General features: G+C 73.2%; 16 protein-coding genes. 14 read left to right on the forward strand and 2 right to left on the reverse strand.

The window, feature by feature from the left end; translation table 11 throughout:
• Position 1 precedes the first annotated feature (1 nt).
• Positions 2-733 carry a PP2C family protein-serine/threonine phosphatase gene (locus tag ACQP2H_RS31705; RefSeq protein ID WP_433233942.1) on the reverse strand — a complete coding sequence of 244 codons (732 nt, stop codon included), beginning with the start codon at positions 731-733 and terminating at the stop codon, positions 2-4.
• Positions 733-1,533, reverse strand: coding sequence for a GntR family transcriptional regulator (locus tag ACQP2H_RS31710; protein ID WP_433233945.1), 801 nt, complete (start codon positions 1,531-1,533; stop codon positions 733-735). The genes ACQP2H_RS31705 and ACQP2H_RS31710 overlap by 1 nt, the downstream gene beginning before the upstream one ends.
• 270 nt (positions 1,534-1,803) lie before the next feature.
• On the opposite strand from ACQP2H_RS31710, the gene ACQP2H_RS31715 reads away from it, so the two are divergent.
• The 14 genes from ACQP2H_RS31715 to ACQP2H_RS31780 all read left to right on the forward strand — a co-directional run bounded on the left by ACQP2H_RS31715 (position 1,804) and on the right by ACQP2H_RS31780 (position 15,502).
• The gene (locus ACQP2H_RS31715; RefSeq protein WP_433233948.1) at positions 1,804-2,364 is read left to right on the forward strand and encodes a sigma-70 family RNA polymerase sigma factor; all 561 of its coding nucleotides are present in this window, start codon (positions 1,804-1,806) and stop codon (positions 2,362-2,364) included.
• The gene (locus ACQP2H_RS31720) at positions 2,361-2,855 is read left to right on the forward strand and encodes an Lsr2 family DNA-binding protein (protein ID WP_433233951.1); all 495 of its coding nucleotides are present in this window, start codon (positions 2,361-2,363) and stop codon (positions 2,853-2,855) included. Before ACQP2H_RS31715 ends, ACQP2H_RS31720 begins: the two co-directional genes overlap by 4 nt.
• Complete coding sequence (locus ACQP2H_RS31725) at positions 2,852-3,532, forward strand: GGDEF domain-containing protein (RefSeq protein ID WP_433233954.1); 681 nt, start codon at positions 2,852-2,854, stop codon at positions 3,530-3,532. Before ACQP2H_RS31720 ends, ACQP2H_RS31725 begins: the two co-directional genes overlap by 4 nt.
• Entirely contained in the window at positions 3,529-4,029 is a 501-nt protein-coding gene (locus tag ACQP2H_RS31730) for a hypothetical protein (RefSeq protein WP_433233957.1), read from the forward strand. The genes ACQP2H_RS31725 and ACQP2H_RS31730 overlap by 4 nt, the downstream gene beginning before the upstream one ends.
• Positions 4,029-4,277: a hypothetical protein gene (locus ACQP2H_RS31735; RefSeq protein WP_433233960.1), complete on the forward strand. Its 249-nt coding sequence runs from the start codon at positions 4,029-4,031 to the stop codon at positions 4,275-4,277. Before ACQP2H_RS31730 ends, ACQP2H_RS31735 begins: the two co-directional genes overlap by 1 nt.
• Complete coding sequence (locus ACQP2H_RS31740) at positions 4,274-6,199, forward strand: DUF2637 domain-containing protein (protein WP_433233963.1); 1,926 nt, start codon at positions 4,274-4,276, stop codon at positions 6,197-6,199. Before ACQP2H_RS31735 ends, ACQP2H_RS31740 begins: the two co-directional genes overlap by 4 nt.
• A gap of 49 nt (positions 6,200-6,248) precedes the next feature.
• The gene (locus tag ACQP2H_RS31745) at positions 6,249-7,862 is read left to right on the forward strand and encodes a hypothetical protein (RefSeq protein ID WP_433233966.1); all 1,614 of its coding nucleotides are present in this window, start codon (positions 6,249-6,251) and stop codon (positions 7,860-7,862) included.
• An 81-nt stretch (positions 7,863-7,943) separates the two neighbouring features.
• Entirely contained in the window at positions 7,944-10,169 is a 2,226-nt protein-coding gene (locus ACQP2H_RS31750; RefSeq protein WP_433233968.1) for a hypothetical protein, read from the forward strand.
• A 125-nt stretch (positions 10,170-10,294) separates the two neighbouring features.
• A complete protein-coding gene (locus ACQP2H_RS31755) occupies positions 10,295-10,951 on the forward strand; it encodes a hypothetical protein (RefSeq protein WP_433233971.1) in 657 nt (218 codons plus the stop codon).
• Positions 10,951-11,289 carry a hypothetical protein gene (locus ACQP2H_RS31760; RefSeq protein WP_433233973.1) on the forward strand — a complete coding sequence of 113 codons (339 nt, stop codon included), beginning with the start codon at positions 10,951-10,953 and terminating at the stop codon, positions 11,287-11,289. Before ACQP2H_RS31755 ends, ACQP2H_RS31760 begins: the two co-directional genes overlap by 1 nt.
• 78 nt (positions 11,290-11,367) lie before the next feature.
• Entirely contained in the window at positions 11,368-11,805 is a 438-nt protein-coding gene (locus ACQP2H_RS31765; RefSeq protein ID WP_433233976.1) for a hypothetical protein, read from the forward strand.
• A 65-nt stretch (positions 11,806-11,870) separates the two neighbouring features.
• Entirely contained in the window at positions 11,871-12,632 is a 762-nt protein-coding gene (locus tag ACQP2H_RS31770) for a Pycsar system effector family protein (RefSeq protein ID WP_433233979.1), read from the forward strand.
• 4 nt (positions 12,633-12,636) lie between these two features.
• A complete protein-coding gene (locus ACQP2H_RS31775; RefSeq protein WP_420118138.1) occupies positions 12,637-12,888 on the forward strand; it encodes a hypothetical protein in 252 nt (83 codons plus the stop codon).
• A 595-nt stretch (positions 12,889-13,483) separates the two neighbouring features.
• A complete protein-coding gene (locus tag ACQP2H_RS31780) occupies positions 13,484-15,502 on the forward strand; it encodes a hypothetical protein (protein ID WP_433233983.1) in 2,019 nt (672 codons plus the stop codon).
• The last annotated feature ends 25 nt before the right edge of the window (positions 15,503-15,527 follow it).

The following is a 15,527-nucleotide window of genomic DNA, read 5'->3' on the forward strand; positions in this document are numbered from 1 at the left end:
GTCACGGGTGGTCAACGAAGATGACGGCCACCGTCACGTTGTCGGGGCCACCTTGGTTGAGAGCCGATGCGATCAAACGATCGACGGCTTCCTGCGTGGTTGCCGAGTTCGCCAGCGTGGAGTGCAAGAGATCATGTGGCACGTAGGAGCTGAGCCCGTCGGAACACAGCAGGAGCCGGTCACCAGGAACCAAGGTGAATAAGGTGATGTCGGGTGCTCGGCCATCCTCCCGACCGTCCAAGAATCGTGTCAGCCTGTCAGGAAGGTGGGGCACTTCGGCTGCCTCAGAGACCAGATGCTTGTAGAGGTGATCTTCGGTGATCTGCGTGGTCTGACCGTGCTGCTGACCGCCGCGCAGGAGATAGGCCCGAGAGTCGCCGACATTGGCCAGGGCGACATTCGCACCAGCCCTGAGCATGGCCACCAGTGTGGTGCCCATGCCGGCGAGGTCCGGCTCGGCTTCGATTCGCCGCCTCAACGCACGGTTGGCGGCGTTGACAGCCTGTCCGAGCACGACGGGTAGCGCATCTGTGTCGACCACATGGTCGTACTGCCGTACCGCCTCGATGGCCGTGGAACTGGCGACATCGCCAGCGACGTGGCCGCCTAACCCATCGGCAACCGCGAACAGGAAATCTCCCAGGTAAGAAGCATCTTCGTTGCGTCGCCGGACAAGCCCGATATGAGAGCCCTCTGACACCTCAACGCTAAGAGTCGGTGCCACCACGTCCATCACCCCTTGTTGATCTCATCAGACCAAGGGTCCTGCGCCGACTCATCACGGTGTAGGACGTGGATCGTTTCGACGCGGTCGCTCGCGACGATGTACTCGGTTACCTCGACCGGCTGGCCGTCTCCGCCAGAGGTGCCTACCCGGACGATTTCCAGCACTGGAAGGTTGGTTGGGATCTCCAGCAGGGCAGCCTCTTGCTTGCTGGGCATGCGTGCCCGGTGAATCTCCATCCAGCTGATCGGCCAGTGACCAGCCATCTCCATCCGGTACAGCCAGTCACCAGGGCCTGGAGCCTGCGAGGTCACCCCAGGTACATCCGCCACCCGGGGATGGATCCACGAGATGTTGATCTGGAATGGCGGCTCCGACTCTGGACCGGTTACCCGGAACCGGCGCATCACCCGGGTGCCGGGCTCTACCTTGAGCAGCCTGGCGATACGCGGGTCGTTCAGGGGTTCGGCGGACACCGTGGGCGGGGTGTGGTGCTTCCACACCTCCTGGCTGGTAGCGGAAGGGAACGAGTACCCGGGTGCGGTGACGTTTCGTTTGACCAGGTTTCCCCGTGGTCGGCGAGGGCGGATCGTCCCATATCGAACGGTGATCCCCCGGCCCTGGACCGCCCATACGTAGCCCTCCGCCTCCAAGACCCCGATGGCTCTTCCGACAGTGTCTCGATTCGCCCCGTACTCGGAGGCGAAGTCGTCCAGACGCGGCAGCTTGGCACCAGGCTCCCACTCGTTGGCCTCGATCCGCTCCCGGATCTTGGCTGCAATGTCTAGGTAGCGCGAGTGCACAGCCACCGCATCTCCCCTCTCTAAAAGTCTTGGGACAATCGTTGACTTAGAGCTGCCCTGGCGTCAACATTGTCCCAAGATAAGTCAGCGGGCTTCAACGGATCGCACCCATTGGAGCCCTAAGAGAGACCGCGCGGCGGATCGCACCCGCCGCGCGGTCAATGCCCTGCGGATTTCGCCCCAGGGCGTCGGCATCTCCACCTGAAGGAGCAACAGATGCCTGAAACGAGGGTACGTGCTGCCCGAAATCATGGGATGGAGCCCCATCCCGGATCAATGCTCGACGAGGTGTCGGCGCTGGTGGCGCGGGCGCAGGCCGGTGACGCGGAGGCGTTCGGTCTGGTCTACGACCGGTACGTCGACCAGGTGTTCCGGTTCGTCTACCGCCGGGTGCTCGACCGGGCCACGGCCGAGGACCTGACGTCGGAGACGTTCCTGCGGGCGCTGCGCAACCTGACCAGCTTCCGCCGGCCGGGTGGTGACTTCGGCGCGTGGGTGACCACGATCGCCCGGAACCTGGTCATCAACTGGCAGCGGTCGCACCAGCGGCGTGAGCGGCCGGTGGCGGAGCTGCGGGACGCGGCTCCGGTCGACCTGGTGCCAAGCACGGAGGCCGCCGTGGTGGCCACGCTGACCCGTGAGGCCCTGCTCGCCGGGATCGCCCAGCTCAACCCGGTGCAGCGGCAGTGCATCACGCTGCGGTACCTGCGGGAGCTGTCGATCGAGGAGACCGCGCAGGTGCTGGGCAAGACCCCGGCGGCGATCAAGGCGGTGCAGTACAAGGCGTTGAAGGCGCTGCGAGGGCTGCTGCCGGTGACGGCGGTGATGCCGGCATGAGCACCCCGACGATCACGCCGGTCAACGGCGTTACCCAGGCCGCCCTGGTGCGGGCCGCGAAGGGCATGCCGACCGCTCCCGACCTGGGCACGCCGATGGGCATCCGGGTCGTCACCGCGCCGACCGGCTCGACGGCCCCGGCCAGCGGCATCGAGCAGTTGCTGGCCCTGGCCCAGGGCAGCGAGGCCGGCCGTACCCGTCAACTCGCTGAGCGGATCGGTGCCCTGGTGGCGGAGCTGACCGGCCGGTTGGAGGCCGAGCGGGCCGCCGAGGCCCGCCGCCGGGAGCTGGCGGAGAAGGAGGCCAAGCTCACCGCCGAACTCGCCGAGCTGCGGCAGAGGTTGGGTGGCGGGCCGGAGGCCGCCGCGCACCGTGCCGCGATCCGCCAGTGGGCGCAGGCCAACGGCTATGCCGTGCGGGAGCGCGGCCGGATTCCACGGAATGTCGTGCAGGCGTGGGCGGCGGCGACCGGGTCGGAGGTGGCCCGGTGAAGGCGCTGAAGATGCTGCTCCCGGCGGCTGCGGCGCTGTCGCTGGCGGGGCACGTGTGGGCGGTGCGGACGGTCCGCGCGGACCGGGTCCGGCTGGCCGAGGCCCGCCGGCTGGTGGCCATCGACCCGTTGACGGGGCTGGCGAACCGGTCCGGTCTGTCGGCGGCGCTGGCCGACCTGGCCGATGAGCCGTACGACCTGGCCCTGGTCGACCTGGACGGGTTCAAGCAGGTCAACGACACCCTCGGGCACGACGCGGGTGACGCGGTGCTGGTCGAGGTCGCGGCCCGGCTGTCGGCGGCGCTCGACGAGGTCGACGGCGCGGTGGTGGCCCGGCTCGGTGGTGACGAGATCGTGCTGCTCTGCCCGTCGCCGGCCCCGATCGCGGGGATTCTCGGTGCCGAGGTGGTGCGGGCCCTGGCCGCGCCGGTGGTGCTGCCCGGCGGGCGGGAGTTGCTGGTGCGGGCCAGTGTCGGCGCGGTGTCGGCGATGGCCGGTGACGAGCCGTCGCGGGTGCTGCGCGCGGCGGATCTCGCGCTGTACCGGGCGAAGGCGGCCGGCGGCGGCCAGGTCGCCGAGTACGACCGGGCGGCGGATCTGCCCGTGATCGAGCAGCGGCCGGTGGTGCGGCTGCGGGAGATGGCTGAGACGGCCCGCGTGCTGGGGGGTGCGGCATGACGATCCCGACGAGGTCCCTGGATCTGGCCGCTGCGCTGGCGCAGTACCGCGCGGGTCTGCCGACGCTGTCGGATGTCGAGCTGGAGCACCGGGCGGCTGCGGTCGCGGCGCTGCCGGGCTGGTTCGCGGGCGAGCTGCGCCAGATGGTCGACGCCGAGCGTGAGTCCCGCCGCCTGGCGGACCCGGTGGTGCCGGCGCGGTCGCGGGCGGTGCGGGTCGCCGCTGGCGTGGTGGCGGCCGGTGCCGCCCCGGCGGCGCTGACCGGTCAGGCCCTGGCCGAGCACGTCGACCGGGTGCCGCAGGCGCTGCTGTACTCCCCGGCCGTCGCGGTCGGCCTGGTCGCCGTCGTGGTCGGCGGGGCCCGCCTGGCCCGCTGGGTCGACGACCACCGGCACCCCTTGGCGGTGGACGTCGACGAAGACGACCTCGACCCGCTCGGCAAGGAGTTGCTGGCTCAGGTCCGGGCCGGTCGGCGAGCGCGCGGGGAGGTGTGCTGATGGCCGGGCTGCTGGTGGTGAGGGTGCACCTGGACTGGACCGCCCCGGGTCACTACGACCGCGACCGGTCGCTGCCCTGCCGGATCTGCGGCACCGCCACGCGGATGCGCGACGCCAAGGGCGAGGCGTGCCACCAGTCGTGCGCGGAGGACGAGATCGCCCGGGAGCTGCTCGGTGCCGGGCAGCCGTTGATCGCCGACGAGCGGGTTCCCGCCCCGGCGGCGCAGAACCCGGAGGTGGCGCGGTGACGACGTTGCAGAACGGGCCGGATCTGGCTCAGCTCGCCGCGACCGACCACAAGGTGGCCCGGAACCTGGCCACGGCTGAGCGGGAGCGGCAGGCCACGCAGGCGCGGATCGTGTCCGAGGACGCCGCTACCGAGCGGCGGCTGCGGATGCAGGAGGGCCAGCAGCGCCTGGCGGCGCAGAAGGCCGCCGACCGGGACGCCCGCGCTGAGCGTCGCCGCCAGCAGCGGGAGACCGAGCGGGCCGAGCGGAAGGCTCGCCGGCAGGCCCGGCGGGCGGAGATGGCGGGCTGGTGGGCTGGCCGGGTCGCCTACGTGCGTAACAACGCCGCCGCGGTGTACTCCGGGCTGATCTACGGCCTGGCGGTGTCCGGCGCGGTGTACGGGCAGGTCGACGCCGCTCGGGCGAACGGTCTGCCCACCCCGATCGGGGTGGTGACGGCGGTGGCGATCGAGGGCACCGGCCTGGCGATGGCGCTGACCGCGCAGCACCAGCGGCTCAACGGTGAGCGGGCGGTCGCGGCGCGGTCGCTGATCTGGATCTGCACGGCGGCGGCGGTGGCGATCAACGCGATCGGTCACCACGCCGACCCGACCAAGGCGATCGTCCTGTCCGCCCTGTCGGCGCTGGGGATCATCGTCTACGAGGTCAGAAGCGGGGCGAAGCACCGCCCGGTGCTGCGCGAGAAGGGCATGATCCCGGAGCCGCCGGAGCGGTTCGGGTGGCGACGCTGGCTGACCTACCCGAGGCACACCTACGCGGCGTGGAAGGTCGACGTCCGCGACCGGCTCTCCCCCGGTGCCGCTGAGCTGATCGCTCGGGCGGAGGCCCGGCGGGTCGAGCAGCGCCGCCAGGCGGCGGTCGAGGCCGAGCGGGCGCGGCAGAAGGCGGTGGCCGCCGAGGTCGCCGCCGGTGCCCGCAAGGCGCTGCGCAAGGCCACCGGCAAGGACTCCGGTGCCGCCCTGGCGGCCCTGGCCCGGCTGGCGGCCACCGGCACCCCGGCGCCGCTGCTGGCCCTGCCCTCCCCGGACCGGGTCGCGGTCGACGCGGCCCGCGCCGACGCCGTCGACGCCCGCCGGGCGCAGGCGGAAGCGGAAGCACGCGCCGCCGCCGCCGAGTCGCGGGCGGAAGCGGCAACGGTCCGCCAGGCGGAAGCGGAAGCAACCGCCGCGACGGCGGTGGCCGAAGCGGAAGCGGAAGCACGCACCGCGATCGACCGGACGGTAGCGGAAGCACGGGCGGCAATCGAGCGGGCGGAAGCGGAAGCACGCGCGGCGGCCGGTCGGGCGGAAGCGGAAGCAACCCGCCGGGCCCGGGCGGAAGCGGAAGCAGTGACCGCCACTCGCCGGGCGGAAGCGGAAGCAACCGCCGCCGCGCTCGCCCGTCGGGCGGAAGCGGAAGCACGGACCGCGCTGGAGCGGGTGGCGGCGGAAGCGGAAGCAGCGCGGGCCGAGGCTCGCGCGGAGACCGGACGCGCCTCGCGTACTCAGGGGCAGCTCGACGCCGCCGGCACCGAGTGGCAGCGCCGCCTGCGGGTGGCCGAGACGGACCTCGACCAGGCCCGCCGGGAGTTGGGCGAGCAGCAGCACGCCCGACTGCGTGCCGAGGCCCTGGTCGAGGCCGCCAAACAGGAGGCCGCCGACCTGCGGGCCGCTCTGGCCCAGGCCGCCGCCGACGCCGGCCGCCGGCCCCGCCGCATCCCGGGCGGGTCGTCGAGCACCCCGGCCGAGCCGGTGCTGTTCGAGGACAAGCCGGTTCCGCACGTCGACCGGGTCAGCCCGGAGACCGTCCGCGCGGTGCTCCAGGCCCGCAAGGACCACCCCAACGGCACCCAGAAGGACCTCGCCGCGCAGGCCGGCACCTCCGAGCGGACCGTCCGAACGGTGCTCACCGCCGTCGCCGCCACGGCCGGCTCCGCCTCATAACAGCTCATAACTCTGAGGCGTGAGCAGCCAAAACGAAGGGAGGAACGCGATGCAGAACGACACGACGGCCCTGGCCCCGACGCCCGAGCCGGAGCAGGTGGACGCGGTGGTGCCGGCCCCGGACCTGTCGGTGCTGGCGGCCGAGCAGCCGCCGGCCGAGCAGGGCAAGGACGACAAGGCCGCCAAGCCGGAGGAGTTGACGGAGACGACGCCCGCGTCGGTGGGCCTGGTGGTGGCGCTGGTGGTCATCTCGGTCGTCGCCGCCGTGGTGGTGGCGATGTGGATGGTGTCGCCGCTGATGGCGCTGCTGCTCGGGGCCGGGCTGATCGTGGTCGCGGTGCTGGCCGGCGCGGGGTGGCTGGCCTGGCGCAAGTACACGCGGCGGGCCAAGACCGGCGGCAAGACCGGCCGGGACGGCTCCGGTCGGGGCGGCCGGCCCCACGCCGCCGCCAGCGGCGGCCGGTCCCTGGACGGCGGGAAGAAGCCGGGGGGCAAGTCGGGTGGGCTGTGGCCGTTCGGCCGTGGCAAGACCCCGGCCGGTGGCGGGAAGTCCCCTGCTGGTGGCGGGAAGCCTCCCGCTGGTGGGAAGCCGACCGGCGACGGGGGCGGGAAGAAGAAGCCGACCGGCGACAAGTCGGGTGGGCTGTGGCCGTTCGGTCGCGGCAAGACCCCGGCCGGTGGCGGGAAGTCCCCTGCTGGTGGCGGGAAGCCTCCGGCCGGTGGGAAGCCGACCGGCGACGGGGGCGGGAAGAAGCCGTCCGGCGACAAGTCCAAGGGTGGGCTGTGGCCGTTCGGCCGCACCAAGACCCCCGGCGGCGGCAAGGCCCCGGCCAGCGACAAGACCCCGGCCGGCAGCGGGAAGGCCCCGACCAGCGGAAAGACCCCCGGCGGTGGCGGGAAGCCGGCCGGGGACGGCGGCGGAAAGCCGACCGGTGGCCGCAAGGCCAAGACGGCGGGCGGGGCGGCGCTGCTGGGGCTGGTGGGGCTGGTCCGGGCCGCGAAGAAGGCCAAGACCGGGGACGGCAAGGCGGCGGCGGACAAGCCGGCCGGCGCGGAGGAGCCGGTGAAGGCGACGACGCGGCCGTCGCCGGGCGGGCACCGGCCGGAAACGGTGATCGACGTCGACGTCGAGGACATCTTCGACCCGCCCGGTCGGCCGGGCGCGACGCCGACCAGCGGGCCGACAGGGCGGTCGGCTCCGCGTACCGAGCCCTTCTATGACCCCGGACCCACCGCTGGCAGCGGGTGGTGGGACCGGAAGGCACCGACGCCGCTGCGCACCACCGAGCACCAAACCCCTGTTGTTTTCAACCACCTTGGAGGACCAGCAATGAGCACCACGACCAGCAGTGTCGACCAGGACGCGATGCGGGTGGCGAACCGCTACGCCGGGCTGATCGAGAAGGCCGAGACGCTGACGGCCCGAGCCGGCGCCTGCCGGGACGCGGCCAGCCAGTACCGGCGTGACGCCCGAGCCAACCAGGAGAGCGCCGAGAACCACAAGCAGGCCGCCCGCACGATCCGGGACGCCAACGTCGCGGCGGACCACGCCCGGCAGGCGCGGGACGCCGAGGCGGAGGCGGCGCGGGAGATCCTCGCGGCCCGCTACTACGAGGAGCAGGCCGAGGAGTACGAGGCCCAGGCCCGCTCCATCGGTTTCTGACCGACCACCCGCGCGGGGGCCGCACCTGGTGCGGCCCCCGCACCCACGAACCGCAGGACCAGGCAGAACGAGGAGGACGTCGTGACGAAGCGGCGAGCAGCGGTGGGCATTCAGTGGAAGACGTTCTGGGCTGTGGTCGCGCCGTTCATCAGCGCGGTGTGGGTGGCGGTGTGGCTGGTCACCGGCTCGCCGGTGTGGATCGCCGGGCTGGCCACGGCGCTGCTCGCGGCGACGGCCGCGTTCGGTGCCCGGCTGCTGGTCCGGATCTCCCCGATGTTCGCCCGGCTCAGCGCGGCGGCGAAGTCGAGGGTGGTGGGTTGGCTGGTCGCGGCGGTGACCGTCTACGCCGCCTGGTCGACGCTTGCGGTGTCGGTGCCGGACCTGTGGCCGGTGTGGGCGCTGGTCCTGCCGGCGCTGGGCGGCAGCACCTGGGTGATGGCGCGGGCCCACGAGTACCTGCTGCGGTACGCGCCCCCGCCGGCACGCCCGGCGGCGGCTGTCGCGTTGACCACCGGCGGGCACGCCCAGCTCGCCCTGGCCGCCGAGGACCTGGGCGGCCCGCGTGACGGGGAGCCGCACCTGGCGTGGCTGCTGCGCCTGGCGGTGCGCCGCGCCGGCCTGGAGTGGCTCCGGATCTCCAACCCGCAGATGGTCGGCCCGGCCGACGCGCCGTTCGGCGCGCGGGTCGAGGCGTGGGCACCGATCGAGCTGCGCCGCGTCGTCAACGGCAAGGTCCGCGTCGAGCAGGCCCCCCGCCTGGACGACCATGACGCTCGCCGGATCGCGTTGGCGCTGCGCGACATCACCCGCCGCGACATCGCCCCGGACTGGGTGAACATCGACGAGGACCCGAACCGGGTCGGCGTGTACACGATCCAGGCCAACACCGAGGACGTGATGCGGCGGATCCGCCCCTACAAGGAGCGGGTCGAGGACCTGGTCGACGCCGCCGGTCGGCCGAGGTGGCGGCGCATCGCCGAACCCGTGCACGCGCTGTGGGGCATGGACGGGATGCCGATCGGTGTCGACGTCGCCCGGCACGCCTGGATCCTCGGCGCGACCACCGGCGGCAAGTCCGCCTACATCCACCGGGAGTGGGCCGACGTGACCCGCTGCGAGGACGCCCTGATCTGGGTCGCCGGCACCCGCAAGCTGTACGACCTGGTCGGCCCGTGGCTGGAGCCCTACCTCGGCCAGGACGTCCGCCCCCCGCTGGACTGGGTCCGCGCCGACGCCGAGGGCGTGCTGCAGATGCTGATCGCCGCGATGGAGATCGCCCGCTGGCGTCAGGACCAGCCGTTTAGCGCCCGCCACGGCTTCAAGAAGATCCTCTTCTACATCGACGAGGGTAGCTTCGCGCTGAACACCAAGGTCAAGGCGTACTACGACGGGGCCGAGGTCACCGCAGGCGACATGTACGCCGAGTGCACCCAGGCCGTCGCGTCCGCCGGGATCTACCTGGTCGTCGCCACCCAGCGCGGTGTGCACCACGCCTTCGGCGACAAGGGCGGCGACGCCAGCGCGAACATCGGCCGCGAGATCGTCTTGATGAGTGGCGATGAGCAGGAAGCGGGCCGGGTCACCGGCAACTACAAGCTGCCCCCGCTGCGCCACCGCGGCGAGTGCTACGCCCGCCTCGGCGACAGCGACCCGGTCCGGGCGAAGATCGAATACGTCCAGACCTCGGACCCGTCCAAGCCGGTGCTGCACGACGGGCCGCGCGTCGACGAGATTTCGTGGAATCGCCGCTACCACCAGCGTGACCTCGACGCCGGATCGGCGCAGGCGGCCGGGACGGCCTACGCCAGCCGGCACCAGCTCGTCACCGACGACTACCTGGCCGACCTGCGCGGCGCCCGCACCCGCAGCGGCGCGAAGACGCAGGCCAGCACGCCCGAGCGCGACGCCGACCAGGCCATGGCCTCCGCCGTCGCCAGCATCTTCAGCCGGCTCGGCGGCAAACCGGCCACCGCACCGGCCACGCCGGCCGCCGTCGAAGCGCCGGCCGCCGAGGCGGTGGAGCCGACGCCGATGGCCGGGTACCGCACCCGCGCCGACCGGGTCGAGGCGGCGGTCCGCCAGATCTGGCGCACCAGCAGCGCCCCGGCCTCACCGCGCGACATCCTCGCCGCGCTCCACGAGGGCGGCGACACCGCCGCCACCCCGCAACTGGTGTCCAACGCGCTGACCCAGCTCGGCCAGCAGGTCCGGGTCGTGCGCCCGCAGACCCCGGACGGGCGGCCGGCGACCGGGCAGTACCTGCCGCCCGAGGCCGCCACCACCACGGTCACTGCCAGTAACGCCTAACGCCTCATAACCCGGGTTCCCCCTCCCCCCGTGAGGGGGCCCTATGCAGGCGTCGACCCCCCTCCCCCACCGCTGTTATGAGACCCGCCTGTTAGGTCACCGTCCGTAGAGGAGACCCACCCGTCATGTCTGCCAGGATCGCCGAACTGGAGTCCGAGATACGCCGCCTGACCCGTCAGCGCGACGCCCAGCCGGCCGACACCGTCTACGCGCTAACCCACCAGCAGCGCATCGACGCCCTGTCGGTGGAGCTGATCGCCTGGCAGCTCGACGGAGCCCAGATGCGCGCCGCCGAGGACGCCATCCGCGCCGCCGGCCGTCGCCACCGCCGCGCCCACACCGGCCGCAGCCGCTGGCCGGCGGTCGCCGGCGGAAGCGGTCTGCTCGGCAGCGTGGCCACCGCCGGGCACCTCGCCGCCAACGCGGGCGGCCCGCCGGTGATCGGCGGCGTGCTGCTCACCGCCGCCGCCGCGGCGTTGGCACTGACCGCGCTCGACCGCGTCCGCGACGGCCGCGAGGCCGCCGCCGCCGAGACGGACATGCACACCGCCCAGCACCAGTACGCCGCCGTCGTGGCCCGCCACACCCGCGCCATCACCCCGGTCCGCCCGCTCGCCATCCACAGTCAGGAGACGCCATGCGCCGCCAGCAGCCCGCAGCCCCCGGCAACCAGCCCGTCCACCGCCATCAGCACGACCCCGGCGTCCGCTGCTGCGACCGCTGGCCACCCGCCCGCCGCGTCACGACCGTCGGCACCGTCCTCGCCGACCGCCGCCGCCTGATGGCCGCCGCCACCTACACCGCCTGGCTGCTGCTCGCCCTGGTCGCCGTCGTCGCCGTCCACGCCCTGCTGCTGCCCGCCACCACCGACTGGGCCAGCGCCCACGGCCCGTGGGGCTGGACGCTGTGGGCCGCCTGGGCCACCGGCTCCCTCGCCGCCCTGCAACAGGGCGTGCTCGCCCGCCGCCGCTCCCGCACCGCCCTGTACGTCCTGCACGCCGCCGCCGTGACCGCCGTCCTCATGGGCATCGCCGCCCCCGGCGGCTGGACCCAGGCGCTGACCGCGACCGCCGGCACTGCCGGCGCGTGGGCAATCGCCTTCTTCGCCACCCGCCGCTAACCCATCCCACCGACCGAACCCGGCCGCCGTGCTCCCTTTTCCGCCGACCCGTCGATAGGTACTCACAGAGGAGGAGTTATGACCACCACGACCACCCCGACGACCAAGGCCGCCGTCCCGACGATCCCGGTGCGGCTGTACCTGAGCGACCCCGACGCCGAGCAGCCCCACGTCATCGAGCGGATCGTCACCGGCTGGCCCGTCGCGCCCGGCCTGGCCATCAACGTCACCATCGGCGACGACGGCCTGCGACTCGACGGCCGCTACAGCCTGACCCACCTGCCCAGCGGCCTGGCCATCGCCCGCTGGCTGTGCGCCCGCCACGCCGACCAGGCCGCCGTCGCCGCGATCACCACCGGCGTCGACTGGACCGCCGACGCCGACCAGATCGTCGACGACGAACGCACCGCGCCGCTGCGCCCCGGCGTCGCCGTCTGGGACTGGTGCGGCTACGACCGCTTCTGCCGGGCCGAGGCGTACCCGCGCCCGGACTCCCCCACCTACGCCAGCCGCTAACGCGGCGCGGGCGGCCCCCACGCCCTGAGAAAGCCGGGGCCGCCCGCCACTCCCCCATCCAGCAGATGACAGGAGCTACCCACATGGTGCCCGACCCGGGTGACCCGACCTACCTCGGCGCGGCCTACGCCAGCCACTACGAGCCGCGCGGCGAGCACGGCCCCCGCCGCCACTTTCAGATCCCGACCGCCGGGGCGTACGCCGTCCTGGTGACGATCTCCGCCAGCCTCGCCGACAGCACCTCCCGCTGCACCGGCTGCGGCGCGACGGACCGCGACCTCAGCGAGCTGGAGATCCTGGCCCGCGCCGGGGCACACGCGTCGGCGTGCGGGCGGGGCACCGTGCCGGCCGCCCTGGACGCCGAGATCGCCACCGTCCGCGCCGAGCTGGCCCGCATCTATCCCAAGGCCGGCAGCTACCTCCAGATCGCCGGGGTGCTGCTCGGCGCCGGCCTGGCCGTCCTCGGGGGAGCCGGAGCCGGCGGCCACCTCCCCACCGCCGCGCTCGCGGCCGGCGCGACGACCGCCGTGGTGGTGCTGACCGCCGTGGTGCTGCTCCTGCTCGCCTCCCGGCCCCGCCTCGGCGGGGACTTCGGATTCGTCGCGTACGCCGACGCCGCCACCGCCCAGGACGTCCTCACCCGGATCACCGGCGGCGACGCCGGCCAGGTGCCGCAGCTGACGCCTCTGGCCAAGGCCCGGGAGCTGTGGTGGCTCTCCCGCGCCACCCGGGCCAAGTACCGGGCGATCAGCAGGGCGGTGCCGCTGCTGCTGGCCGGGTACACCGGCGCGGCCCTGACCACCGCCCTGGCGATCGGCGCGTGGTGACCACATGACCCACTCGTTCGCCACCACGGTTGCCGCCACGACCGACGAGTTCCGTCTCGACGTCGTCACCGACCCCGACGTCGACAACCCCCAGGCGGTCACCTACTTCACCGCCGCCGATGGTGACACCGCCTGCCACCAGGCCGTGCGGCTGCTCGCCGCCGTCGACGGCCCCGACGACCGCTACGGCGAGCTGTACGTCCACGACGGAGACGGCAACGCCGTCCACTACGACACCATTCACCTGCCCGCGTGACCGTTCAATACGCACGAATGGGCGGCCCGAATCGTCGGGTCGCCCATCCGACTGCTCGCGTTCGGATTGCCTTGGCACGCAAGGCCGCCGGGCTCGCCCCGTTATGTGCCGATTTTCTGAAGAGATCCACACAGGACCGACCGGAAACGCCGATCCCGGGGCGCGTCGGTGCCCCGGCCGATGGCACAGTCACCGTAAGATCCACGGGTTACAACCCCGGCCTGTCTCGGGGCCACTTCCAAGCTTCGATCTTGAGGGAGCGCCTTCGCTCAACCCCTAACTCCACAAAAAAGCAGAGCCCCAGACCCCCGTCGTTTGGCCGCGGTCGGGATCTGAGGCTCTTCACAAGCTCGGAGGCAACCATAGCACCCACCTCCGGGCTGGGTGCATTCTTGTCTCAAGACACGGTTACCGCGTGTCGCGTCGATGCCTGCGTGCACCCAGCTCACTCCTCTGCGTCACGAGCCAGCAGTGGCTTGATGACGCCACACTCACCACCCCAACGTGCACGGCTGCTCCGCTGGGCGATTCATCTTCTCGTCGAGGCTGATCAAGGCTCAGGACGTAAGCCTGGGCGGTCTGCGACGGTGCCGCGATGATCACGGCACCGCAGACGACGACGCTGCCTGCGGACCGGGTGGCGGCGTTGGGGTACTGCCCTGACTGCTACGTCACCGGCGCGGTCACGCTCGTCGTGCCCGGCGCGCGGCGTTGCCAGGCGCACCTGGTCGACCAGCAGCTGCTGGTGGAGACCACCCTCGGTGGGCAGGCCCGGCTGGCTGTGCCGGCCGGTACCCGCCGTCGACCGACGTACCCGACCGGTCTTCAGATGCCGTGCGCGGCCTGTGCGGCTGCCGGCGTCGACCGGCAGGGCTTGCCCCGTGACGGCGAGGGGTCGGACCCGCTGTGTATTCCGTGCTGGCGTGGCCGGGCCGACCGGCAGAGCGCGGCGGACCGGCACCGGTTGGTGGCCGAGCTGCGCGAGCGCCTGGACGTTGACGAGCCGGCCGGGTGCGCGGCGTGCGGCGAGCCGGAACCGGTCCCCTCCTGCTGGCTGTGTGGGTACTCGTGGCTGGCGCAGGCCCGCGCCGACCACGAGCACGCGCAGGCCCTGGAGGCCGCCGCCGTCGCCACGCGGTTCGCCCTGCTCGCCGAGACGACCGAGGCCCAGCAGCGGGTCGACGCGCTGACCGCCTGGATCGAGCGGATCACTGAGACCCTGGCTGCGTTCCACGCCGGTGACAGCTGGGGTCGGCCGGTGTGGCTGCTCGCGGACCTGCTGGCCCGCGATGCCGCCGCCCGGACCAGCCGTCGTGGCCGCCGGTCAGCTCTGGGCATGGTCTGCGCTGTCCTGGCCGTCGACAGTGACCGCCGCTCCGGCCGCCGGGCTATGCCCGGCCGGGCCGCCACCGCCGCGCTGGCTGGCTGCGGTGACAGCACCCGCCCGGTCACCGACGCTTGGCGCCGCGCCGAGGCCCTGGGCTGGTGCGTTCGGGTCGAGCAGGGCCGCCGGCTGTCCTACGCCGAGCGGTGCTCCACCGGCCGCTCCCAGGCCCGTGCCGTCTTCGACATCACCCCGGTTCACCGGGGCGACTCGGCCGCGCAGGCCGCGCACATCCCGGCCGCTCTGGGCGTCCTGGCCGACCTGCTGGAGCACGCCCGCATCCTTCTGGCCGCCGCCCAGGCCCACGTCGACGAAATCGGCGCTCGTGCCGGTGGTTGGGTCGACTACCGCGAGCGGGTCCGCCGTCAGCAGATGCGCCAAGCGGTCACCGCCGCCCGCGATCACGCCCGTGACCAGGCCGCTAATTTCCGCACCCCCCACACGGTGTCTCAAGCTATGAGCGTTTACTCCAGCTTGTTTCGGGGTCTGCTGATCTCACCGCCGATCACGCCCACACCGTCGTCAGTGGACCGGCCGAGCCGGAGGAAGGACGGCGCTTCGCGCTCATCGACCAAAGCGGGAGCCGATCGCGGGTGTGTCAGGCCATCGCCTGTACAGCGTCCTAGGCCGGCTCAGAGGCACGGTGACGCACCACGACCACGGCACGCACGTCCCGAGTGGTCGGCATGGGCGTACGACCTCGCATGGGCCGTGCAGGGCCGGTGGGCGTGGCTACGCCCGGTTCCCCTGCCTCGGGTCGCCGCGACGTTGGGCGCGGCCCTCGGTCCGGACTGGACGGCCGAGGCCCTGGACGCCTGGGTGCGCCGGGCCCGGTCCCGGCCGTTGCTGGTCGAGCCCCGCGACCCGGTGGCGTACCTGCGGGCTGTGCTGGAGGACGCGCTGACCGGGCCGGACGCCCCGCCGCACCCGGCGGCCCGGCACACCCGGCACCAGCGGGTCCTGGCCGCGATGCAGGCCGCCGTCCAGCGCGATCGGCGCGACCAGGCGCGCGCCGACGAGGTCCAGCGGGACCAGGCCGCCGCACGGCCGGGCCGGCGCAGCCCGGCGGCCGAGGCCGCTCTCGCCGCGATCCGCGCCCGCACCCCGGGGCACCTGCGCCGCGCCGACCGCGCCGCCCTGCTCGACGCCTCGCCGGCCGGCGGCGAGTGCGTGTGGCCCGATGTAACGCAGCCCGGCAGCGGCCTCCCCGCAGCGGCCTTCCGCCCCTGATCCGGTTCTATCCCGGTACCTCAGT

Origin of the sequence: Micromonospora sp. CA-248260, from assembly GCF_050942205.1 — a bacterium.
GTDB lineage: Bacteria > Actinomycetota > Actinomycetes > Mycobacteriales > Micromonosporaceae > Micromonospora > Micromonospora antibiotica.